Genomic DNA, 24,118 nt, shown 5'->3' on the forward strand with positions numbered 1-24,118 from the left:
CTCTAACGAGGCCATTCAAGGATGAGCGACCGCGATTCAAAGGTAGGTTTTCTTGCGATATAGAATTTCATCAGCGCAGCAAGATAACTTATAAATTCTATATCTAACACGAAGTAGCACAGGTAGCTTAATCGACATCGAATCTTGAATTCAGCCGGGCCTAAGCAAATGCTTACGAAGTATGTTTCCTCCGGAAACATCTCAGGTGCTCACGTACCCAAAACAAGCATATGCTTTCGAAGTCGTTTTCTGCGAAAACGTGTAGCTCCGCTCCTCAGCCCCTAGCTTCATCCAACTGAAGCGTTTGGAAAAAACGCACATCGGGAGCATAAGCTTCGGTACTGAAAGTCTGACTTTTTAAACACGCACTTAAATCATTTGTCTTATTAAGACATTTGAACAACCTCTAAAAGGAGCGATTGCTTTGGCTTTATTGAACTATGTGAATACATTGCAGGGGACGGACTCCGATTTCCGTTATTCCGGCGGCAATACTTTGCCGCTCGTCTCGATGCCCTTTGGCATGGCGGCATGGAGCCCGCAGACGAATGAGGAAGGCGGCGGATGGTTCTTCCATCCCCGCCATCGGCATTTTGAAGGATTAAGGCTGACGCATCAACCGAGCCCGTGGATTGGGGACTACGGTCACTTGACCATTTTGCCGCAGACCGGTCCTCTGGCATTGCGCCCTCAAGCACGTTCTTCCTCCTTCAAGCCGGAAGATATGACAGTCTCGCCTCACTATTTCAGCGTATTCCTGCAGCGTTACCGTACTACGCTGGAACTGACGCCAACGGAGCGCTGTGCGGCAGTGAGAATGGCGTTTGAGGATGGCCGGCAGGCAAGGCTGATCATTTCTCCCTTGAAGGGGGAGTCCTATATTTCGATACAGCCTGAAAGCCGAAAAATAACCGGCTTTACCAGGGGGAACACGGGCGGTGTGCCTGACAATTTTGCTATGTATTTTGTGTTTCAGTTTGATACGGACTTCGATATGGAGGAATCAGGGATATTTGATCGGGATTTCGCCCTTACCGGACGCTGTGAGGACATCGGTGAGCGGCTGGGGGCCTGCGTTGGGCTTCGCGTTCCGGCTTCAGGCTTGGTCGAAGTCAGATGCGGAACCTCCTTTATTAGCGAGGAGCAAGCACTGCTTAATCTGGAGCAGGAGATAGCAGGAAGCAGCTTTGACGATGTCCAGCGCCAGGCAGCAATAAGCTGGGAGAACCGGTTAGGACGGATTGAGGTTGAGGGTGGAAGCGAAGAGGAGATGCGCACCTTCTACAGCTGTATGTACCGTATTTGCCTGTTTCCAAGAATCTGGCATGAGTATAATGCAGAGGGAGAACGGGTGCATTTCAGTCCGTTTAATGGAGAGATCTGTAAGGGCCCGATGTATTCGGATATGGGGCTATGGGATATATACCGTACGAGCCTGCCGTTATATAGCGTGCTGTTTCCTTCCCTGCTCGGAGAAATGATGGAGGCTTGGGGAAATGCCTACCGGGAAAGCGGATGGCTTCCGAAGTGGCTGTCTCCGGGAGAACGAAGCGCCATGCCGGGCACGCTGATCGATGCTGCAATCGCTGACGCCGTAGTGAAGGGAATTGGAGGCTTCGACGTTAATTTGCTGTATGAAGGGCTGCTGAAGCATGCGGATCAGTCCGCTGACAACGAGAAGCTGGGCAGACGAGGGCTGGAAATGTACAAGCGGTATGGTTACTTGCCGCATGATCATTTCTCGGAAAGTGTGAGTAATACACTGGATTATATTTACGGGGATTTCTGTATTGCCCAGATCGCCAGAGCGCTTGGCAAGCAGGATGATTATGAGCGCTTTATGGCCCGCGCACAGAACTATAAGCTGTTGTTCGATCAGTCCAGCGGATTTATGAGGGGACGTCATGCGGATGGGACGTGGCAGGAAAATTTCGATCCGCTGGAATGGGGGGATCCGTTCTGTGAAGGCGGTGCCTGGCAGGGAAGCTGGGCAGTTCCTCATGATTTCGAAGGATTAGCGGAATTAATGGGAGGAGAAGCAGCTTTTGCCGAGCGGCTTGATCAATTGATGTCTAGCGAGCCAGTGTTCAAGGTGGGCTCCTATGGCATGGAGATCCACGAAATGTCGGAAATGGCGGCGGCCGGCTTTGGACAATTCGCCATCAGCAATCAGCCTAGCTTTCATATCCCTTATATTTATGCGAGATTAGGAGACTTAAGCAAAACTCAGCTATGGGTTCGCAGAGCGATGGCCGAGCTGTTCAACAGCAGTCCAGGCGGCTTTCCGGGGGATGAGGATAACGGCAGCATGGGAGCCTGGTACATTTGGAGCGCGGTAGGCCTTTATCCGCTCAGTCCGGGCATTCCGGAGTATATTATCGGCAGCCCGCTGTTTGGCAAGGCCACCATCCATCTGGAGGATGGGCGCCAAATGGTCGTTGAAGCGGAGAATAATAGCCCTTCGCATATGTTCAGTGAGTCGATTCGCTGGAACGGGTCACTGTGGCGGCATCACTCTTTGCCGCATGAGGAGCTGGTAGGCGGGGGAGTTCTGAATTTCAGAATGTCAGGCGAACCTTCCTGATCATAAATGAATTGATGCAGCGGCCCGGACATGCTCCGGGCTGTTTTGATGTAAATGGGAATGATTGATGGTCTGCCCGCTCCAAATCATGAAATGACAAACCATTTCACAGCATTGCCGCCTGTTATTTTTAGCTGAGGATGTCTAATATCGAGTCATGGAAGCGCTTAATCCTCGTTGGGAAGGAGGCTATTAGATTTTGCCAGAGTATGCGGATTCCTTTTTCGTATGATTCAAACTGAAAATTATCCATATTTAGGGGGGATTTAAGTGTCAAAAAAGTATGCGAGCAGAACGATTCTTGCATTTCTAATAGGGCTGCTCATGATTCCATCCGTCTCAGCATCGGCTGCCACAGATCAAATCAACGATGAATTTGCAAATTCGGATTTGCTGTATTCTTCAACGGCCGGATGGACATTCGATGGCAGCAACCCGGCTTATTTTTCCGGTGATAGCACGAGAATGGTCAGGACATCGACCGCGACTGAGAGCATCGTCTATCATTTGAGCGATATTCAGTCGTATGCTGTCCGGGTTCACTATTTCATAGGAGCAACTGCGGAAATTAAATTTTACGGTTCAGGGGATGCCGCCGAATGGACGGAGATATCCTCTGTTCATGATCAGGCTACAGCTGTAAGCAATGGCTGGTACAAGACGACTTACTCACCGGCGGCAGCTATTCCGGCAGGGATCCATTATCTCAAGATCGAGGTCAGCGGAGATACCAGCGAATGGGCGCTGCAGCTCGGGGCTGCTGCCATCACTAAACAGCCTGATGCGAATGAACCTGACAGCATGACCGATAGCGCTGATGATTGGAGCAGATCTTATTCTCATTCATCCAACATGGTCATCGATATGAGCAATCCCGAGTATTTTAACGGGGATCAATCCAGGTTTACTAGAAGCTCAACTGCAGCCGGAGAAGTTGTTTATTTCATGGAGAGCTTGTCTCAGTTTAAGGCTAAAGTTTACTTATTCGGCGAGGCCGATGTTGACAAGGTGAAATTCTATTCTTCAGCAGACGGGACATCCTGGGGGCTTGCAGGGACGAGCAGGTCGAATCCTCAGCCGACGCTGTATGGATGGAACCTGATGGAGTACAGATCGGCTTCTTCACTGCCCTCCGGTACAAAATATCTCAAGGTCGAGTTTACTGATTCAACGGACGGATGGGCTACCCAGCTTGGGGAAATTACTTTGAGCACGGATTCTGAAGTCGTTAATCCTGATTCCGAAATTCAATCGTTGGCGATAAACAGCGCTGCATTGGGCAAAGAGATGAGATTGAACGTATATCTTCCTCCTGGCTACAGCGCGAACCAGTCGTACCCAACCTTGTACTTGTTTCACGGATTTCAGGGGAATGAGAACGGCTGGATTAACGGATTGCAGGTGCGGGAGACGGCTGATGCATTGCTAAGCCAGGGCCTCATTTCCCCGATGATTATTATTTCACCGCAAATGGACAACAGCTTCGGTATTAATTCGGCCGCGGAATATTCGTTGGAAAACCCGAGTGATCCAGTCAATTCTCTGTATAACGGCAGGTATGAGGACTATATTTTTCAGGATTTGATCCCTTATATTGATTCTCATTACTCAACAATAGCGACGAAGGAGAGCCGGTATGTCGGCGGGCTGTCGATGGGAGGTTTTATTGCCCTGCATTCTGCGTTTACGCATCCGGATATGATCAGCAAAGTAGGCGGGACCAGCGCGGCAGTCGTGATCAACGACGGCTCCCTTACCCAGCAGCAATATTCATGGCTGTATCCTGATGAAGCGACACGTCTTGCCCGTGATCCGCTGGCCCTCGCTCAGAGTCAGGATCTGGCGGGGATGAAGGTGTATCTGGATTGCGGCAGCTCGGATTCCTACCACTTCTATCGCGGCAATGAGCAGTTGGCCCAGATTTTAGACCAGCGCGGCATTTCGAATGAATACCATCTCTATCCTGGCGGTCATACGTATGAATATTGGCTGAGCAATGTTCGCGCTCTGCTGTTGTTCTTTGGCGGTAGTTCGACGTGAGAGAGGCAATGATTGGCAATAAAAAAAGATTATTTACCCTAATTGCTGTCTTTGCCGGTATTGCAGCAAGTCTCTTGCTGACCAGGGCGGTGATCGTAAAAGGTTCGTCCTCCCAGACCGTTCTCTTATCGGTGAATAGCCGGGAAATCAGCGCTGAGGAGTTTAGCTGGCATTTGAATCTGAACCGGGCGCTTGTAGCTGATTATTTCAGACAGACCTACGGGGCAGAGTATTCCGATGAGTTCTGGACCACCCCGTATTCTGGCGAAACTCCGCTGCAGAAGCTGGTAGACGAGACCAAGACGCAGTTAATAAGACAGCAGATTGAACAGCAGTTGGCCCAGCGGGCCGGGCTTGCCGTAAGCAGCAGCTTCGAGGAGTTCCTGCAAGGAATGGACGATGAGAATGCCAGACGCAGCAAAGCGGCAGCAAGCAATGAAGTCGTGTACGGTCCTGTTCATTTGGAAGCTCAGGCTTACTACAGCTATTACATGAGCAATTTGGAGAACGCGACCATAGAGGCGATGATCCGTAACCAGATGATTGCACTTACAGAGGAACAGTTGGTGCAGGAGTATGAGAGAAATAAAGCGGCGAAATACACTTTTCGCGGGGCAATTCATCTGGAATGGGCGACTCTATCCTATGGATCAGGAACGGAGTATAAGGATAAGCAGAGCGCAGTAGAAAGGATGAAGCTCCTGCAGGACGCAGTTTCCAAAGGAGCGGTTTTCCGTCAAAAGGCGGAAGAGCTGGGATTAAATATTGGCGAGGCACAGGTGACGAATGCTTCACGCCGGACAGCCATGCTGGAAAATCCGTTCATTTTACAGACGGCAGAACAGCTGAGCCAAGGGCAAATAAGCGGCATTATCGAAGAGAACGGAGCCGTGCATCTGCTTCATTGTACAGGGGTAGGGGAAGACATTGTTCAGCCGTTTGAGCAGGTGAAGGATCAAATCGCTCTCCAGCTGGCGCAGAAGGAGTTCCAGTCGACCATCGAACGGGGAACTGACGAAGCTGCAATCGAGTGGAATAATTCATTAGCCATGCGTCTGGCATACAAGGTTAGGTAAGCTGCGTTTCATATCTTTCAAAGGGGAATAGGATAACGATGTTAAAAAAAATGAAGATAGCGATGCTTGCGGTAATCATACTCTGCACGATAGGATTTCCGCCTATGAATGTATCCGCGCATCCGGAGGTAACGGTTACTGAAGATTTCTCCGTTTTGCCTGAAGAAGGATACCGTTCTGAGAATTGGATTGTTGACAGCAGCAACCCTCAATTTTTTGACAGTGATGATACGAGGTTGGTAAGGACGTCAACCAATACGGAATATGTTGTGCTTCATATGGATGATATACAATCATTTGAGCTTCAAGCCTACTATTTCTCAGGGTCGACGGGGGTGGTCAAGTTCTATGGATCGCCTGACGCAGTGTCATGGAGTGATATTCCCAATCAATCTGACAACCCGGCGGCAACAGACTCAGGATGGTACGGAATTGTATACACGCCTTCAGAGGCGCTGCCAGCGGATACGAATTATTTGAAAATTGAGCTTAGCGGAGATATCGAAGCCTGGATGATGCAGCTTGGCAGCATATTGCTATCTAACATATCGAAGGCGGAGCAAACGCTCCATGACGAGCTTGCAGACTTCTCGCAAATGGATTCATATAGCGGGAATTGGACAATAGCCGATAGTGACCAGGAATTTTTCGGCGGCGATAGCACCAGACTGGTAAGAACGTCCGTAAATGAGGAATATATCATATACCATTTGCACAATATACGGAATTTTTCCGCCCGCTTGCATTCTTTTTCGGGATCTACCGGGACTATGAAATTTTACGGGTCTTCGGATGCATCGAATTGGACGGAGCTGGCGGCAGGTCATGATCATCCGGAGTCTACCGGTGATCTTGCCTGGGCGGGGGCAAATTATTCGCCTGCTGAAGCGCTGCCGGCAGATATTCATTATTTGAAAGTAGAGTTGAGCGGAGATAGTGAGAACTGGCTGATGCAGCTTGGTTCAGTTATGCTCTCGAACGTTCCGCCCAGTGGCGGAGGCACCGGAGGATTAGGAGATTATTATATCGATTCAGTAGGCGGAAGCGATAGTAATGACGGCCGGACAGAAGCCACTGCCTGGAGAACTTTCGCCAACGTGAACAATACAACCTTTGCTGCCGGGGACCGGATCTTATTGAAAAAGGGCGGAATTTGGAACGAGCAATTGTTCCCAAAAGGGAGCGGAACAAGTGAAGCGCCTATCACCATCTCTTCCTACGGGAGCGGAAACAGGCCGATTATTAACGGCGGAGGGATGGCCGGCGCCGCCGTATACCTGCGCAACTCATCATATTGGGTAATTAAGGATCTGGAAGTAACCAATTCCGCGCCGGAACGGGGAAATACTTATCGAGAAGGGATTATGGTTGAGAATGCAAATGGCGGCACATTAAGCGGCATTCAAATTTTAGATAACTATGTACATGATGTATCCAGCAGCTTCAGATATCCTACAGTTTCGGGTGCTGAAGGAGGGCCTCATGCTTTTGGCGGCATTTCCGTCTATGTCGGGGGAACGATGCCAACCGATAAGTTCGATGGCGTCCTCATTCAGGGCAATATGGTCGAGCGGATCGGCCGCACTGGGATCGTAGTATGGGATCAGCGCTTTAACGGTACCGACTATGCCTCTACGAATGTGATCATCCGTGAGAATTATGTGAAACAGGCGGATAGCGATGGCATCTTAACCTTCGGTGTTGATGGGGGCCTGATCGAGCATAATGTCGCGGAGGGCGGCGGCAACTATTCGGAGCCGGGTGAGTTTAACGGTTCCGCGGCGATTTGGCCAACGCGGGGCAAGAATAATGTTGTCCAGTTCAATGAATCGTTTAATACCAATAAACCGGAAGGGGACGGCCAGGGATTCAATCTGGATATCGATTCGACGGACAGTATCGTGCAGTATAACTACAGCCATGACAACAAAGGCGGATTCATGCTGTTTGTTGACGCCAGCTTGACGCCCGATGTTCTGGTCGGCTCCTCGAATAGCGTAGTCAGGTACAACATTAGTCAGAATGATTTGACTCATACCTTTAATTTCGCAGGCGGAGTTACGCCGGGTACACAAATTTATAACAATACGATATATATCGGCACCGGACAGAATACAAAAATTATCGACCATGAATGGGATGAAGCCGGGAATATAAATGCTCCGTACTCATTTAAGAACAATCTTGTGTATAACCTGGGTCAGGGCAGCTACAATCTGCCGGGAGTGAATGGTGTATTTGAACACAATTTGCTGTACGGCAATCACCCTGCCAATGAACCGGAGGATCCTTATAAAATTACGGCAAATCCGCTGCTGGTCGCCCAAGGAACCGGAGCTATTGGAATCAACTCGGTGGACGGCTACAAGCTAAGAGAAGGCTCGCCTGCACTTGGCGCCGGCGTTGTCATTGATAATAATGGAGGCCAGGACTATTGGGGCAATCCGGTATCCGCTGCGGAAGCGCCAAATATCGGTGCCTATAATGGTCCCGGTCTCGATCCGGCGACATTGCCGGAACCGCCGATCGATGATTTGAAATTATATTACCAGGGCTTAAATGTTGTACCTTATATGGCTGATGGGAGCGGTCTGGACAAATCGCTTCAGCTTAAGTTCACGAACAGCTCTGATACGGACGAGTTGATGATTACGAATATCACCTGGTCTGTCGGTGAAGGGAGCAGCGTACTAAGCGGCACAGACACGAATGTACCTTCGGTTGCTCCCAGGTCACAATCGTCCTACTCCATCCCTTTGAAGGGATTGGAGGAAGGCGTCAAATATCCATTGGAGCTGAAGATTGACATTGCCGGATATGAGCCGGTTCATATGGAACGCGATATTGATTTTAACCGCATTTTGCATCAAACCGATGAACAGCAGCCGGTCATGATTAATCTGGCTGATGGCTACAACCTGATTACCGGCTATAACGGAGAACATGATCTGAGCGGTCAGGTACAGCTGCGTTGGGATTCAGTTAATTTCTACCTTACAGCAGCTATCCAGGACGATGTTTTCAGCTATAATTCCTCGGACATGAATATTTGGCAGAATGACAGCATTCAGTTCAGCCTTGCTCCAGGAGTTCCCGGAGACAGCCAGTCCTGGTTTGAATACGGCATTTCGCAGACTCCAGAGGGTTCCCAGATTTACCGCTGGATTTCCATGCAGGGTGGAGCGACCGGCTTGGTCTCAAAAGGGACGCTGAACGTAACAAGAGACGAAACTAGTAAAATTACATTGTATGAGCTTGCTCTGCCCTGGAGCGAAGTATATCCGATTCGAGCTGCAGTCAACCAGACATTAAGCTTCTCGATGCTTGTGAATGACAATGACGGGGCTGGCCGTAAAGGCTATATTGAGTGGGGATCCGGGATTGGCGGTGCGAAGGACTCGTCCCTCTTCCGTACTTTTCAGCTGATGAGCCCAGATCATGGGACGGGGCTTGACAGCAACGCCGATTTAACTGCCCTCAGTATTGATGGCGTGATGCTGCCGGATTTCGATCCTAAAACATTGACCTATAAATTTACTGTGCCTTATACCAAGACAAAGGTATCTGTAACAGGAATAACGTCTGATCCTAGGGCAGCTATGAAAGTGTCAGGCGGCAGTAATCTGGATGTCGGCAGCAATCCAATAACAGTAACCGTTACATCCAGTGACGGTACGGTGACCAAGACCTACACTGTGAATGTGGTGCGGGAAGTAAGTGGTGGCGGTACTGGCGGCAATGGAGGTGGTACCGGAGGTAATAATTCAGTCGGGAATAATGGTGGTACAAACAGTGGAAATAATAGTGGAAAAAACAGTGGTAGCAACAGTGGCGGTAACAGCAGCACCGCAAATGGTCCGAACCGAATCGAGCCCGGCAGCATCCAGATTCAAGCGCCATCCAGCGCAGACGATGCAGACGGTATGGTGCATGTGAATGTTCCTAGCGAGGAGATGAAGGCAGCGCTCGAACATTCGCAGGATGGCTCATTAATGATTCAAGTTCTGGATACAAAAGGGGAGGCGCGAAATACTGCCGTTCATATTCCTGCAGACCAACTGATGAATAAGGTTACATCCCTTGGGGTGAGGGCAAATGGCGTAACGGTATCTTTTCCGGTCGACTCTCTGGCGGGCAAGCTTCGTGCGGACTCGAAGCAGCTTGATCTATCCATCGTCAGAGTAGAATCCTCCCAATTGCCAGGAAGTATAGCTGATAAACTGCAGGGTCATCCCGTATATTTGATCAAACTCGCGGTTGATGGAGAGGAAATAGACTACATTAATGACAATGGCGCATCTATAATGAAGGTGGCGATAGAATATGAGCCAAAGCCTGGCGAGGCCCCACATCAAATTGTTATCTACTCTAGCGGGGATAACGGCCGGCTGGAAGTCATCCAACATGCAAAATATGATTCCCGAACGGGAGTGATTACATTCCAGACTAAAGGCTTCGGCCAATATGCTGTAGCCTATTCTGGAATTCGCTTCTCTGATCTGAATCCAGGCTCTGCTGCAATGATCGAGGCATTGGCATCCCGCGAAATTGTAAGAGGGGTCGGCGGCGATAAGTTTGAGCCTAATCGGCACATTAGAAGAGGTGAGTTTGCGCAATTGCTTGCTTCGGTAATGGAATTGCCGGTACTGGCCAAGGAGGAGGTTTCTGCGAGAACCTTTAAGGATGTTAATCCGGAGCACTGGTATTTTCAAATCGTCTCATCGTTGCAGCGTTTAGGGGTAATCCAGGGGAGAAGCGACGACACATTTGGTGCGCTGGATCCAGTTACCCGGGAAGAGATGGCGGCCATTGTCTATCGCGCATTGGATCACATTGCATACAGACCGGGGCAGGGCAATAGTGAGTTCACCTTCAAGGATGAAGGACAAATCGCAGATTATTCTTTCGAGGCTGTAAAAGGGCTGCAGCAAGCCGGGATTATTCATGGGTATGCCGACGGCTCCTTTAAACCTAAAGGATTAACGACGCGTATGGAAGCGGCCACGATGATCTACAATTTAACGGGACTGCAGTTTTAAATACTTTTAAAAAGTAATATAGTTAATTTTTAATGGGATAAAGAGTGCATTTCTGCATAAATTTGCGGGATGTGCTCTTTTTTCACTTCCGAATGCTGCCGAACCGGGGAAGGGAGGAAGTGAGCGTGCAAAGGGATGCAACTGTAATAGTTTGCCTCTTTATAAAAGATACGTGTACTAAATATAAATCATACAGTTAGTTTTTCTAAATATGCCTGAATCCTTGTAATAGCTGCAAACTAAATGTAGGTTCTCCAGTTAGCTCCCCTCCATACGATAAAAAACCGTCAACTAACTGCAAATACATCTAGATCATCCTTACGATAGAACCGCTCCCCTCCATCCAATCAGCGAAGACTTCATTAGCTGCGTGAGAGGGAGAGCAAACTCTACTAATCTGCCTGCGTGAGAAGAGGAGTAAGCTTTTCTAATCTGCGTTATTCACAAAAGCCCTACGGCTTTACTCACAACTAGCTTGTCATTTACCAATACCTGGTTCACCTAAGGCTTCCTGAGTGATCCCGTATATGTTAATGATAAATATCCCGCACATGTTTAGAAATAACGTTTTGCCCCTGCATATGCGGCACCATAATAGTCATCCCCGAAGATGTATTCCAGCTGGACTCCGTCCCTCGGATCCGTATCGGCGTTAATCATTAAATCGTTTCCTATATATATCGCAACGTGAGTGATTGTTTTTGAGCCATGCTCTTTAAAAAATACGAGATCCCCTTTTCTTAATTGATCTTTTGGTACATAGGTTCCATATTGGTATTGCCAATTGGACGTACGGGGCAACTTGATACCGGCTTTGCCATACACGTATTGAGTGAATGACGAACAATCCAATGCAGCCCACGGTTTTTCCGCGCCCCAAACATAAGGAACATCAAACTGATCTCTTGCTACGGCGATAATGTAATCTGCTTTTTCCTCCCAACTCGCCTTCGGGGATATCGAGGGTGGGGCGGTGGGGATATTGATCACTAGACCGGGAAAAATGTGTTGTGGATTTTCTACTTTGGGATTGGCTTCAAGCAAATAGGAAAGCGGAATCCCATTTTTCTGGGCAATGTTCCAAAACGTATCGCCAGCTTGTATCCTATAAGTGGTTCGGGACACCTCGCTCGCTGGGATTAATCCGGGCGCCGATTTATGACCGTGAGGAAGGCTGATCAATAAACCTCTCCAAATATTTTTCGGATTAACTAGGGAATTGATCTTTTGCAACTCGGACACATCTACATGAAATTCCTTGGCGATCGACGAAAACGTCTCGTTACCCTTAGCCGTGTATTGATCGTATGGAACCGCAAAGCAGGTTTGTGGGAGGACTGTACTTGCAAATACAGCTGTGGCGATAATTAGCTTTTTCAAATGAACTCCTCCGTTTATTTTTTTATAGAATTTCCTGATCTATGTTGCTTATCCAGAGAATTCTCTACGAATTAAGTAAAAGAGGGCTTATGACGAAAATGGCCACAAATTGCCGCTTTAACGATCGGGGCGAGTTATACGATCCGGGAAAGAAGGGAAGTGCCGTCGACATTATTTTGATGGGAGCCAGTACAGCTTTAGTCGTCAGTGTTCCTCTTGGAATGCACCTTTTCAGAACGCTTTCTTGAATAACTTCGCCTCCTCAGGTTAAACTGAAAGTATAAGGCACCTCTTGGCAAAGCTTAAAAATGTGTTATAATAAAGTCAAAGTCAAAGAAAGTCAAAGTCAACAAACGGTAGCCATAAACGAATTATACGGATAACTTTGCCGGATGAGGCGGCATTTCGTGTCGGCTTCACGTTTGAGCATGGGAGGGATGGTGGATTGCGTAATATCTCTGATATTATCGAACGATATCTAAAGGGTATTTTGCATGAAAGTCCTGAAGGAACCGTTGAAATTCAACGCAATGATCTGGCTGACCAGTTTTCCTGTGTTCCATCGCAAATTAATTACGTAATCAGTACAAGGTTTACTTTGGAGAAAGGATACCTGGTGGAAAGTAAGCGAGGTGGCGGTGGTTACATCAGAATCCGGCGGATCGAGCTGCCTGGCCCGATTAGCCTGCACACACATCTACATCAGACGATTGGCGATGAGATGGGTCAAACGGCTGCAGAAGGGCTAATATATCAATTGGAGGAAGCCCGTTTCTTGAACAGCCGGGAGGCAGCACTCATGCGAGCAGCCGTTTCCAGAGAAGTATTAATGATTAAACTGCCTGAACGCGATCGAGTCCGGGCAAGGTTAATGAAGGCCATGTTGATATCACTATTAGGTTAATGAGTCTATCCGTAAGGGAGGGGACGTTCTATGCATTGTCAGGAATGCGGCAAACGACCTGCAACACTGCATTTTACCAAGATTGTGAACGGTGAGAAAACTGAATTTCACATTTGTGAAGCCTGTGCCAGAGAGAAGGGAGAGCTTATCCCAGGAACATCGGGTGGATTTTCCATCCATAACCTGTTATCCGGGCTGCTTGATTTCACTCCCGGCAACCATGCTCAAGGCAGCAAAGCTCCTGAGAACCTTCGTTGCGAAGAGTGCGGGCTGACCTATTCCCAATTTAGTAAAATTGGGCGCTTTGGATGCAGCTCCTGTTATAAATATTTCAATGACCGTCTTGATCCGCTATTCAAAAGAGTGCACGGCAACACGGTACATGTGGGCAAAGTTCCTAAAAGAGTGGGCAGCCACATTCAAGTCAAACGTAAGCTCGATGATCTTCGCAAGGAGCTGCAGTATCGGATTCATCAGGAAGAGTTCGAGGAAGCGGCAGCCCTTCGGGATCAAATCCGCGAGCTTGAGAAGAACATTTCCGCAGAGTAGGAGGAGTGGGCAATGGCAAATCTTCGGTTTACAGAACAACCGCTTAGCGAATGGATGAGAAGCGGAGGCAAGGAGTCCGAAATCGTCATTAGCAGCCGTGTCCGAATTGCGCGAAATTTGCTGAACAGACCGTTTCCTATGCTGGCCACCAACCAGCAGTCTGAGGATGTGCTGAATCAGCTGGAAAGCGTATTGGAAGACGAGCGGATGCAGCAATTCGGGCAATTGTCGCCGATCCTTCTCGCGGATTTGGATGAACTGGATAAAAAAGTGCTTGTAGAGAAGCACCTCATTAGTCCGAATTTGGCTAACGAGTCCAGAAGCGGCGCCGTATTTATAAGTGAAGACGAAAGCTTAAGCATCATGGTGAATGAAGAGGATCACCTGAGAATCCAGTGTCTTTTTCCTGGGCTCCAGATCGATGAAGCTTGGGAGAAAGCGACCTCGGTGGATGATATTTTTGAAGCGCATGTCGATTATGCCTTTGATGATAATCGCGGCTTTCTTACCAGCTGCCCGACGAATGTGGGAACAGGGCTAAGGGCTTCCGTTATGATGCATTTGCCGGCGCTTGTCCTGACCCAGCAAATTAATCGGATCCTTTCCGCCGTATCCCAGGTTGGTTTGACGGTTCGCGGCATTTATGGCGAAGGCAGCGAAGCAACGGGGAACTTGTTTCAAATCTCAAATCAGATTACACTGGGACAAAGCGAATCTGAAATTATTGAAAATTTGTACAGCGTCGTCATGCAAATTATTGAGCATGAGAAGTCGGCCAGAGAGAGGTTGCTGTCAGAATCCCGCCTGCGGATGAACGATCGCGTCATGCGTTCCTATGGCATATTGTTATATGCAGCGATCATGGATTCCAAAGAAGCGGCGCAGCGGCTGTCCGATGTCAGACTCGGTGTGGATCTGGGGTTGATCGATACGTTGTCTGTACAGGTACTGAATGAATTGAATGTCATGACCCAGCCTGGTTTTTTACAGAAAAAATTTCAGGTCAGCATGTCTCCGGGCGAACGCGATATGTATCGCGCTAAGCTGATCCGGGAGAAATTGGGTAAATAAGAAACAACATTCATGGAGGTGTAGGAGTATGATGTTTGGAAGATTTACGGAGCGTGCCCAGAAGGTATTGGCACTTGCCCAAGAAGAAGCCGTACGGCTTGGGCATAACAATATTGGAACAGAGCATATTTTGCTTGGATTGATTCGTGAGGGTGAAGGAATCGCAGCTAAAGCTTTAATCGGTCTCGGACTCGGTCTGGAGAAAATTCAGGATGAAGTAGAGACTTTAATCGGACGCGGCCAAGAGCAGCCAGCGAATATTGCATATACACCGAGAGCCAAGAAGGTCATTGAACTATCCATGGATGAGGCGCGTAAGCTAGGCCATACCTATGTAGGTACAGAGCACATTCTGCTCGGCCTGATTCGCGAGGGTGAGGGCGTCGCTGCACGTGTGCTGAACAATTTGGGCATCAGCCTGAACAAAGCCCGCCAGCAAGTGCTGCAGCTGCTTGGTAGCAGCGAGGCGGTATCCAGCCATCATGGTACTCCGGCCAATGTAAATACGCCAACGCTAGACAGCTTGGCTCGCGATTTGACGGAGTCGGCCAAAGAGAGCAACCTTGACCCGGTTATCGGCAGAAGCAAAGAAATCGAACGAGTCATTCAGGTACTCAGCCGCCGGACGAAGAACAATCCGGTGCTGATCGGTGAGCCTGGTGTCGGTAAGACTGCAATAGCCGAGGGCTTGGCCCAGAAAATCATTAATAACGAAATCCCTGAGACCCTGCGCGATAAAAGAGTAATGACGCTCGATATGGGCTCTGTCGTAGCAGGCACCAAATATCGCGGTGAATTTGAAGACCGTTTGAAGAAAATTATGGACGAAATCCGCCAAGCCGGGAATATCATCCTGTTTATTGACGAGCTGCACACTTTGATCGGCGCAGGCGGAGCGGAAGGCGCCATTGATGCCTCCAACATCCTGAAGCCGGCGCTTGCCCGCGGTGAGCTGCAATGCATCGGGGCGACGACATTGGATGAGTATCGTAAGTACATCGAGAAGGATGCTGCGCTTGAGCGCCGGTTCCAGCCGATTACGGTCGATCAGCCGTCCGTAGATGAAGCGATTCAAATTTTGCACGGACTTCGCGATCGTTATGAGGCCCATCACCGTGTGAAAATTACCGACGAGGCGATTGAACAGGCGGTTAAGCTGTCTGATCGGTATATTCAGGATCGGTTCCTGCCGGATAAAGCCATCGACTTGATCGATGAGGCCGGTTCGAAGGTAAGGCTCAATTCTTACACGGTACCGCCTAACTTGAAGCAGCTGGAGAACCGTCTTGAAGATATTCGCAAAGAGAAGGACGCAGCCGTGCAAAGCCAGGAATTCGAGAAAGCTGCGGCGCTGCGCGATACGGAACAGAAAATCCGCGAAGAGCTGGATGTAACGAAGAACCAATGGAAAGAGAAGCAAGGCCGCACGGATTCCGAGGTAACGCCGGAGGATATCGCACAGGTTGTAGCCAGCTGGACCGGCATTCCGGTAAGCAAGCTGAAGGAAGAAGAGACGGAAAGATTGCTCAATATGGAGCAAATTCTGCATGAACGCGTCATTGGGCAGGACGAAGCGGTGAAGGCGGTCAGCCGAGCGATTCGCCGGGCACGTGCCGGATTGAAGGATCCGAAGCGTCCGATGGGCTCCTTTATCTTCCTAGGCCCTACAGGGGTCGGTAAAACGGAGCTGGCGCGCGCGCTCGCCGAAGCGATGTTCGGTGATGAGAATGCCGTTATTCGGATCGACATGTCGGAGTATATGGAGAAGCACTCCACCGCTCGTCTCGTAGGTGCGCCTCCAGGATATGTAGGTTACGAAGAAGGGGGACAACTCACGGAGAAAGTCCGCCGCAAACCTTACTCCGTCGTTCTTTTGGATGAAATAGAGAAGGCCCACCCAGAAGTGTTCAATATCCTGCTGCAGGTGCTTGAGGATGGTCGATTGACAGATTCCAAGGGGCGCGTAGTGGACTTCCGCAATACATTAATCATCCTTACCTCGAACGTCGGGGCCGAGGCGATTAAACGCAATACGCGGCTTGGATTCACTGCCGTAGAAGACTCCGGCGCGGATTATGACAACATGAAGGGCAAAGTGATGGAAGAGCTCAAGAAGAGCTTCCGTCCGGAATTCCTCAACCGGATCGACGAAATCATCGTCTTCCATTCACTGGAGCAAACGCATATCGGCGAAATCGTTACCCTGATGGCCGAAGAGCTGCGTAAACGGCTGCATGAATTCGATGTGGACTTCGTCTTGACGGATCAGGCGAAGGAGTTCCTCGCCAAAGAGGGCTTCGATCCGGCTTATGGGGCGCGTCCGCTTCGCCGGGCCATTCAGAAGCATATCGAGGATCGCTTATCCGAAGAGCTCTTGACTGGGAACGTCAAGAAAGGCGACTCGCTAACGATTGATGTCGAGAATGGCGGCTTGTCCGTGAAGAAGTCGGGGGCTTTTTCTAAAAGCGCCAAATAATATATTGAATAGGCATGTCAATCGTCAATCATGCTTATGAATATGCTAGACAGCTTGGGAAACTGATGTTTCTCAAGCTGTCTTTTCGTTATTATTCCCATATTTACGCAAACCGCCCGAAAAACCTTTACGTTAAATCTGAAACAATGGTAAACTTTGAGTGTTACCCTTAGTGGTTTGGGCTGCAAGGTTTGTTAAATTTTGCAGATATTTTAAGGAGAGAGAAATGGTTAAAGTAAAAACGAAGTTTTTTTGCACGGAGTGCGGATATGAATCGCCGAAATGGTACGGGAAATGTCCAGGGTGCGGTTCATGGAACTCTATGGTCGAAGAAACGGAGAAAGTCGTAAAGACGCAGGGCATGTCCTCTGGTCTATTTCATACGAAAGAAAAGCCGCTCCCCATCATAAATATAGAGAGCGGCAAGGAACCTCGCATCGTCACCGGAATCGGAGAGCTTAACCGTGTTCTCGGGGGCGGAGTTGTCCCTGGCTCACTCGTCCTGGTCGGCGGCGACCCGGGGATTGGTAAATCGACGCTGCTGCTTCAAACGTCGCACGAGATGGCTAAAGCCGGGCTGAAAGTCCTGTATATATCCGGAGAGGAATCGATCCGTCAGACGAAGCTAAGAGCGGAAAGGCTTGGCGCCTTGTCGCAGGAGCTGTATGTGCTCTGTGAGAGCGATATGGAGTCCATCGAAGCGGCGATCGATGAGTTGAAGCCGAATTTCCTCGTCATCGACTCGATTCAAACCGTATACCTGCCGGAAGTAACCAGTGCGCCGGGGAGCGTATCTCAGGTTCGCGAATGTACGGCACGCTTCATGCGCATTGCTAAAGGGCAGGGCATTGCCACTGTACTGGTCGGGCATGTGACGAAGGAAGGAGCCATTGCCGGGCCTCGCCTGTTAGAGCATATGGTGGATTGCGTGCTGTACTTTGAAGGAGAGAGACATCATTCTTATCGCCTGCTGCGGGCGGTGAAGAACCGTTTTGGCTCCACGAACGAAATCGGCATATTCGAAATGAATGAATCCGGCCTGACGGAAGTCACCAATCCTTCGGAGCTGTTTCTCTCCGAACGGCCGCTTGGCGTTGCAGGCTCTACCGTAGTAGCGAGCATGGAAGGTACTCGTCCGATGCTGGTGGAGCTGCAGGCTCTGATTGCCTCGACGCATTTCCCATCGCCGCGAAGGATGGCTACAGGGGTTGACCATCACCGGATGGGACTGATTATCGCGGTGTTGGAGAAGCGGATGGGGATGTTCCTGCAAAACCAGGACGCGTACGTTAACCTGGCTGGCGGTGTGAAGCTCGATGAGCCAGCTGTCGATTTAGCGATCGCCGTAAGCATTGCCTCCAGTTTTCGCGATGTCCCAACCAAGCCGGATGATGTCATTTTCGGTGAGGTAGGGCTCACCGGGGAAGTTCGAGCCGTCTCCCGGGCGGAGCAAAGGGTAAGGGAAGCCGCAAAGCTGGGCTTCAAACGCGTTATTCTGCCCGAGAAAAGCATGAAGGGCTGGCAGAGTCCCGCGGGAATCCAATTGATTGGTGTAAATACTGTTGCAGATGCGCTAGCTGTTGCGTTAGATTAGGGGGCATTAATTCGATGAAAGAAAATACCCATGCGGAGAAAATGAATGATTTGCTCAGGCTCGTTGCGCCCGGCACCGCTTTTCGCGACGGACTAGAGAATGTGCTCCGGGCAAAAACAGGTGGCTTGATCGTAGTGGGGTACAGCCCGGAAGTCATGGAAGTCGTTGAAGGGGGCTTCTCCATTAACTGCGATTTCTCACCGAACTATTTATATGAGCTGGCGAAGATGGACGGGGCCATCATTATGAGCGAGGACTTGAAGCGAATTTTGTATGCGAACACGCAGCTTATTCCCGATTCCTCGATTTCCTCGTCGGAAACCGGGATCCGTCACCGGACGGCGGAACGCGTAGCGAAGCAGACGGGCAAGCTCGTCGTATCGATCTCCCAGCGCCGTAATATCATTACATTATATCAAGGCGCCCTCCGCTATTCCCTCAAGGAAATCGGAGTTATCCTGACGAAAGCGAACCAGGCGATCCAGACGCTGGAAAAATACAGGGCCGTTCTGAATCAGGCCCTAACCAATTTGACGGCTTCCGAGTTTGAAGAGCTGGTAACGGTGCCTGAGGTCGTTAATGTCATCCAGCGCGTCGAAATGGTCATTCGGATCAAGATGGAGATCAAGCGATTCATTAACGAGCTTGGCTCAGAGGGCCGCTTGATTAGTATGCAAATGGAAGAACTGGTTAGCAATATGGAGGAAGAGGCGTGGCTTTTATACAAAGACTATGCCAAGGAAGATAACGATGAAGCCATTCGCGAAATTATCCTTGGATTGAAGCGGTCCAGTGACGATGAGCTTCTCGAAATGAGCCACATCACAAGGCTGCTCGGCTATCCAGCCTCTGCAGCAATGTCCGAAGATTTAGTGTCTCCGCGCGGCTACCGTGTGTTGAACAAAATTCCGCGCTTGCCTAACGTCATTATCCATAATCTGGTTGAGCGTTTCCGGCAGCTTCCAGGGGTGCTGATGGCGACGATCGACGAGCTGGACGAAGTAGACGGCATCGGGGAAGTCAGAGCCAGAACGATTAAAGAAGGCCTGAAACGCCTGCAGGAGCAAGCTTTTATCGATAGACAAATCTAAAGGAAGCCCTAACCGGGCTGGGGAGTTAAAGTAATTTGGTTCATGATCCGATAACAGGATTATCGGAAATTTATACGAGGTGAAGAGATGATCACAAAATCACTTCCAAATGTATTTACCCTGGGGAATTTATTTCTCGGGATGCTGGCCATTATATTTGCATTTGACGGGAAATACAGCATGTCCGCGATCATGGTCATTGTCGCGATGCTGCTCGATGGCTTGGATGGACGTGTTGCAAGGGCGCTTAATGCCCAAAGTGAATTTGGCAAGGAGCTCGACTCATTGTCGGATATCATTTCATTTGGCGTAGCCCCTGCACTTTTGATGTATTCGATTGCTTTTAGCGGCATACATCCCGGCATCGCTTGGGCGGTAACGGCTATCTTCCCGATGTGCGGAGCACTCAGATTGGCCCGTTTTAATGTACGGAAGGGAATACCCGGATATTTCATCGGCTTGCCGATCCCCGCTGCGGGCGGAGTCATTGCGACCTTATCCTTGTTCCATAAAAATATCACGGCACCCTACTTCATCTGCGGTATTCTTCTCGTTTCGTACTTGATGATCAGCTCTGTAAAGTATCCGAATTTTAAGAAGATCGGTCTTCCTAAGAAGGGAATTATTTTGGCGCCGTTCGTTATCCTATTTGCGGTCATTGTCGCGGTTCTTTTTCCGGAGGAATTATCCAAACTTATCTTTATCCCGTTAGTCCTCTATGCCGCATATGGACTTAAGCAGAACATCGACAGACTGCTCCGCCGGAGCAAGCAAACAGATGAGGATGAAGCAGAAGAGGCTTACCACAACCGTTGATGCAAATCATAAAGTTTCAAAAAGAAAAATTAAAAAGCATGAATGCCCATAATACGGCGTTCATGCTTTTTTAGATATGAGATCACGCACATAGCTTCCCGGGTGCACCAAAAGTAGAAGCACTCTGCAAGCATGTTTCCAGCCAGCCCGGGTGCTCCAAATGTTAGACGTACCCAAGGGGGAAAACGTCCCTACGCACAACCTAAGCGCAGCCCGCAAGGGAACAGCATGCAGGAATTTCACGCCTCCAAGGTTATTCCTATTTGGGGAATCCAGAGGGCACAGCCCTTGGGGCCCTCCCTAGGCAGGGAGGGCTAGGGAGAGTGCGAAATCCCCGTTTATGACAGATTAAACAATCCCAAAGTAGAGCACTTCTGTGATTCGCGTTTGACGACTTCATCCATGTCGATCTCAAGCAAATTACAGAGCGCTGACATATAGAAGAGATTACGACCTAATTCATTGGTGATCGCGTCCCGGCAGTTCTCGCACAGCTCTCCATGAACATGCTTGCGGAGTGTTTCCTTTGCTTGCAGCAAATCTGTACCGGGTTCGAATTGTTGTTTCGTGGCGTGAAGCTCAATGCAACCGCATTCAGTCACAGACTTGGTGACAGAGCGGACGACGGACGCGTTGGTTTGTCCCATCTTGGACAGGACGTCGAGTAAACTGCGGTGACGGAGTAACAAATCGGAAACTTGTTCTTGAAAAGATTGAAGGCTTTGAGCGCTCATTTTTCCATCCACCTCAAATTATTATGAATTGAGTTCATTATATGCCACATTTTCCCCTGATATCAAGCCGGAATTCGCATAATGGTGGGGATTGCAGCATTTTTCATTCGTGAGGTGGTTGTGAATTTGCTATTGATTATGGTCAAGCAGCCCCAAAAAGAAAGTGCAATCATTGGATAATTTGAGCAGAAAAATAAGCTTTGAAGAAATTGCTGTATTTTTATCGTGAAAAAAAAGTTCCCCATCCGAAGATTACGCCTCCATAAATTGGATCATACTGGATAAAGAACAGACTTTATTTGGAGGTGAAGAGGGACATGGTAAAAAGATGGTTAATGGTCGTGTCCGCATTGAGCGGAGCGTGGCTCGGGTATACGATGGACGGGCTGATCGGCTTATTTCCAGAGCCGCTGCGTACTTGGTTTAGCGGGATGAATCCTCTGATGTCGCATTTGCTGTTGGCGGCTGTGGGGGCTATTTTGTGCGTATTCATGTTCTCCCTTGTTGCGGATATCGTATCTGCAAAAATTAGACGGTGGATCGAAGTGATTACAGAAATACCGATGAGTGAAATGACGGCCGGTGCGGCCGGATTAACTGCAGGACTACTACTTTCTTTAATGGTCTACCCTGTCTTGTCCCTGCTGGGTTCTATGGAGAGCTTTGCACAGTTCGCGATATCGGCATTGTTAGGCTATATGGGGCTGAGAGTTGGTCTCGCAAAGAAGGAAGAGCTGTCCTCATTCTGGAAATCGGGAAAATGGGGCAACGGCGGACAGGGGGAAGAACGGAAGCTCGAGGAGCATAAAATTCTTGACACGAGCGTCATTATCGATGGACGGATCGCCGACATTTGCAAGACAGGTTTTATCGAAGGAACGATCGTCATTCCCGAATTCGTGCTGGAGGAGCTGCAGCATATCGCCGATTCGTCGGATTTGCTCAAACGCAATCGGGGGCGGCGCGGACTGGATATTTTGAATAAAATCCAAAAAGAGCTCGATGTCAAAGTCATGATCTACGAAGGTGATTTCGAGGAGATATCCGAGGTGGACAGCAAGCTGGTTAAGCTGGCTAAGGTACTGCAGGGCAAGGTAGTCACGAATGACTTTAACTTGAACAAGGTATGTGAGCTGCAAGGCGTGTCCGTGCTCAATATTAATGATTTAGCAAACGCCGTTAAGCCGGTCGTGCTGCCAGGGGAAGAAATTATGGTTCAGGTGATCAAGGACGGCAAGGAGCATGGTCAGGGAGTCGCCTATTTGGATGATGGCACCATGATCGTCGTCGAAGGAGGCCGGGATTATATCGGCACAATTACCGAGGTGCTTGTAACGAGTGTGCTCCAGACTTCAGCTGGCCGGATGATCTTCGCCAAACCGAAACTGTTGGAAAAAGCCCAGTAAAAGCGTTATGATGGGAGTAGCTGCGTCAAGCTTCTAATCCTTTATGATGGTCAGTATTTTATCTTTCATCTAGGTTTAGGAGAACACGCAATTCTAACGGATGAGGCAGGGAAACATGGTGGTACAAACGAACAGTGTCGGTGCTGTCATTGTGGCGGCTGGCCGCGGTACGCGCATGGGTACGAAGGAAAGCAAGCAGTATCTCATGCTGCAGGACAAGCCGATCGTCATTCACACGCTAGAGGTGTTTGACCGCCATCCTTTGATTACCGAGATCGTACTGGTCACCGGTGAGCAGGATGTGGAGCGAGCCAAAGCGTGGATCGATGAATACGGCATCACAACTCAAATCAAAATCATTCCGGGCGGCGCCGAGCGTCAGCACTCCGTATACCAAGGGCTGCTTCAAATGAGCTCAGCTTGGGTACTGGTGCATGACGGCGTCCGCCCTTTTGTCACGCAAGAGCAGGTGACTGCCTGTTATGAAGCGGCTGTGGCGCATGGAGCATCCGTGCTGGCTGTTCCGGTGAAGGATACCGTCAAACAGGTGGACGAGCAGGGCTGGGTGACCGCTACGCCGGATCGCCGCAGTCTGTGGGCCATTCAGACACCGCAAGCTTTTCGCCGTTCGGATCTTTTGGAGGCTCATGTTCAGGCAGAGAGGGACGGGTTTGTAGGTACGGACGACTCGATGCTCGTGGAGCGGCTGGGAGTTTCGGTTCGCGTCGTAGAGGGGGCATACGGCAACCTTAAAATTACGACGCCGGATGATTTGGACTACGCCGAGTTTATCCGTGCACAGAAGGAAGCTAGGGGGAGAAAATAACGCATGATTAGAATTGGACAAGGGTTTGACGTGCACCAGCTCGTCGAAGACAGACCGTGCATTATCGGGGGGGTTACAATTCCTTTTGAGAAGGGACTTCTTGGACATTCCGATGCGGACGTGCTGCTGCATGCGGTAACTGACGCGGTGCTGGGCGCACTGGGGCTCGGAGATATCGGCAGACATTTTCCCGATACGGATCCGGCCTTCAAGGACGCGGATAGCTTGAAGCTTCTTCAGCAGGTATGGGCTATGGCTGTAGAGCGCGACTACCGTCTCGGCAATCTGGATGCGACTATTATCGCCCAGCGCCCCAAGATGGCGCCTTACATTCCGCAAATGGTCGAGGTTATTGCCGGGGCACTGCAAGCGGAGCCGGAGCTGGTGAACGTTAAGGCAAGCACGACAGAGCAGCTTGGATTCAATGGGCGGGGAGAAGGAATTACCGCCTTGTGTGTTGTGTGCCTGAGTAAAGATATGCTATCATCTTAAAATCATTTTTGAAGATTGGATTTGCTTATTCATTCCAGGA

The 24,118-nt window shown here is 49.5% G+C and carries 16 protein-coding genes; 14 read left to right on the top strand and 2 right to left on the bottom strand.

What is annotated here, in order from left to right:
• Positions 1 to 418 precede the first annotated feature (418 nt).
• From ACE3MQ_RS24105 to ACE3MQ_RS24120, 4 genes are all read left to right on the top strand, one after another.
• Positions 419 to 2,584 carry a GH92 family glycosyl hydrolase gene (locus ACE3MQ_RS24105; protein ID WP_379397727.1) on the top strand — a complete coding sequence of 722 codons (2,166 nt, stop codon included), beginning with the start codon at positions 419 to 421 and terminating at the stop codon, positions 2,582 to 2,584.
• 270 nt (positions 2,585 to 2,854) lie between these two features.
• The gene (locus tag ACE3MQ_RS24110; RefSeq protein ID WP_379397586.1) at positions 2,855 to 4,624 is read left to right on the top strand and encodes an alpha/beta hydrolase; all 1,770 of its coding nucleotides are present in this window, start codon (positions 2,855 to 2,857) and stop codon (positions 4,622 to 4,624) included.
• Entirely contained in the window at positions 4,621 to 5,700 is a 1,080-nt protein-coding gene (locus ACE3MQ_RS24115) for a hypothetical protein (protein ID WP_379397588.1), read from the top strand. Before ACE3MQ_RS24110 ends, ACE3MQ_RS24115 begins: the two co-directional genes overlap by 4 nt.
• A gap of 38 nt (positions 5,701 to 5,738) precedes the next feature.
• On the top strand, positions 5,739 to 10,739 hold the full coding sequence (locus ACE3MQ_RS24120; protein ID WP_379397590.1) for an S-layer homology domain-containing protein: 5,001 nt from the start codon (positions 5,739 to 5,741) through the stop codon (positions 10,737 to 10,739).
• A gap of 555 nt (positions 10,740 to 11,294) precedes the next feature.
• Here ACE3MQ_RS24120 and ACE3MQ_RS24125 read toward each other — a convergent pair.
• The gene (locus tag ACE3MQ_RS24125; RefSeq protein WP_379397592.1) at positions 11,295 to 12,119 is read right to left on the bottom strand and encodes an NlpC/P60 family protein; all 825 of its coding nucleotides are present in this window, start codon (positions 12,117 to 12,119) and stop codon (positions 11,295 to 11,297) included.
• A gap of 445 nt (positions 12,120 to 12,564) precedes the next feature.
• Between ACE3MQ_RS24125 and ACE3MQ_RS24130 the strand changes: the two genes are divergently transcribed.
• The 7 genes from ACE3MQ_RS24130 (at position 12,565) to pssA (ending at position 20,620) form a co-directional block, all read left to right on the top strand.
• The gene (locus ACE3MQ_RS24130) at positions 12,565 to 13,023 is read left to right on the top strand and encodes a CtsR family transcriptional regulator (protein WP_379397595.1); all 459 of its coding nucleotides are present in this window, start codon (positions 12,565 to 12,567) and stop codon (positions 13,021 to 13,023) included.
• Positions 13,024 to 13,053: 30 nt separating this feature from the next.
• Complete coding sequence (locus ACE3MQ_RS24135; RefSeq protein WP_379397597.1) at positions 13,054 to 13,572, top strand: UvrB/UvrC motif-containing protein; 519 nt, start codon at positions 13,054 to 13,056, stop codon at positions 13,570 to 13,572.
• Positions 13,573 to 13,584: 12 nt separating this feature from the next.
• A complete protein-coding gene (locus ACE3MQ_RS24140) occupies positions 13,585 to 14,643 on the top strand; it encodes a protein arginine kinase (protein WP_379397599.1) in 1,059 nt (352 codons plus the stop codon).
• A gap of 28 nt (positions 14,644 to 14,671) precedes the next feature.
• Positions 14,672 to 17,119 carry an ATP-dependent protease ATP-binding subunit ClpC gene (clpC, locus tag ACE3MQ_RS24145; RefSeq protein WP_379397601.1) on the top strand — a complete coding sequence of 816 codons (2,448 nt, stop codon included), beginning with the start codon at positions 14,672 to 14,674 and terminating at the stop codon, positions 17,117 to 17,119.
• A gap of 226 nt (positions 17,120 to 17,345) precedes the next feature.
• Positions 17,346 to 18,713: a DNA repair protein RadA gene (gene radA, locus ACE3MQ_RS24150; RefSeq protein WP_379397603.1), complete on the top strand. Its 1,368-nt coding sequence runs from the start codon at positions 17,346 to 17,348 to the stop codon at positions 18,711 to 18,713.
• A 14-nt stretch (positions 18,714 to 18,727) separates the two neighbouring features.
• Positions 18,728 to 19,804: a DNA integrity scanning diadenylate cyclase DisA gene (disA, locus tag ACE3MQ_RS24155; RefSeq protein WP_379397605.1), complete on the top strand. Its 1,077-nt coding sequence runs from the start codon at positions 18,728 to 18,730 to the stop codon at positions 19,802 to 19,804.
• An 87-nt stretch (positions 19,805 to 19,891) separates the two neighbouring features.
• A complete protein-coding gene (gene pssA, locus ACE3MQ_RS24160) occupies positions 19,892 to 20,620 on the top strand; it encodes a CDP-diacylglycerol--serine O-phosphatidyltransferase (RefSeq protein WP_379397607.1) in 729 nt (242 codons plus the stop codon).
• Between the two features lie 338 nt (positions 20,621 to 20,958).
• On the opposite strand, the gene ACE3MQ_RS24165 is transcribed toward pssA, so the two are convergent.
• Positions 20,959 to 21,354, bottom strand: coding sequence for a nucleoside triphosphate pyrophosphohydrolase family protein (locus tag ACE3MQ_RS24165; protein ID WP_379397609.1), 396 nt, complete (start codon positions 21,352 to 21,354; stop codon positions 20,959 to 20,961).
• Between the two features lie 317 nt (positions 21,355 to 21,671).
• Between ACE3MQ_RS24165 and ACE3MQ_RS24170 the strand changes: the two genes are divergently transcribed.
• The 3 genes from ACE3MQ_RS24170 to ispF all read left to right on the top strand — a co-directional run bounded on the left by ACE3MQ_RS24170 (position 21,672) and on the right by ispF (position 24,078).
• Positions 21,672 to 22,760: a PIN/TRAM domain-containing protein gene (locus ACE3MQ_RS24170; RefSeq protein ID WP_379397611.1), complete on the top strand. Its 1,089-nt coding sequence runs from the start codon at positions 21,672 to 21,674 to the stop codon at positions 22,758 to 22,760.
• A gap of 115 nt (positions 22,761 to 22,875) precedes the next feature.
• A complete protein-coding gene (gene ispD, locus ACE3MQ_RS24175) occupies positions 22,876 to 23,586 on the top strand; it encodes a 2-C-methyl-D-erythritol 4-phosphate cytidylyltransferase (protein WP_379397613.1) in 711 nt (236 codons plus the stop codon).
• A gap of 3 nt (positions 23,587 to 23,589) precedes the next feature.
• Complete coding sequence (gene ispF, locus ACE3MQ_RS24180) at positions 23,590 to 24,078, top strand: 2-C-methyl-D-erythritol 2,4-cyclodiphosphate synthase (protein WP_379397615.1); 489 nt, start codon at positions 23,590 to 23,592, stop codon at positions 24,076 to 24,078.
• Positions 24,079 to 24,118 lie beyond the last annotated feature (40 nt).

This window comes from Paenibacillus lentus (assembly GCF_042714055.1).
GTDB classification, from domain to species: Bacteria; Bacillota; Bacilli; order Paenibacillales; family Paenibacillaceae; genus Fontibacillus; species Fontibacillus lentus_A.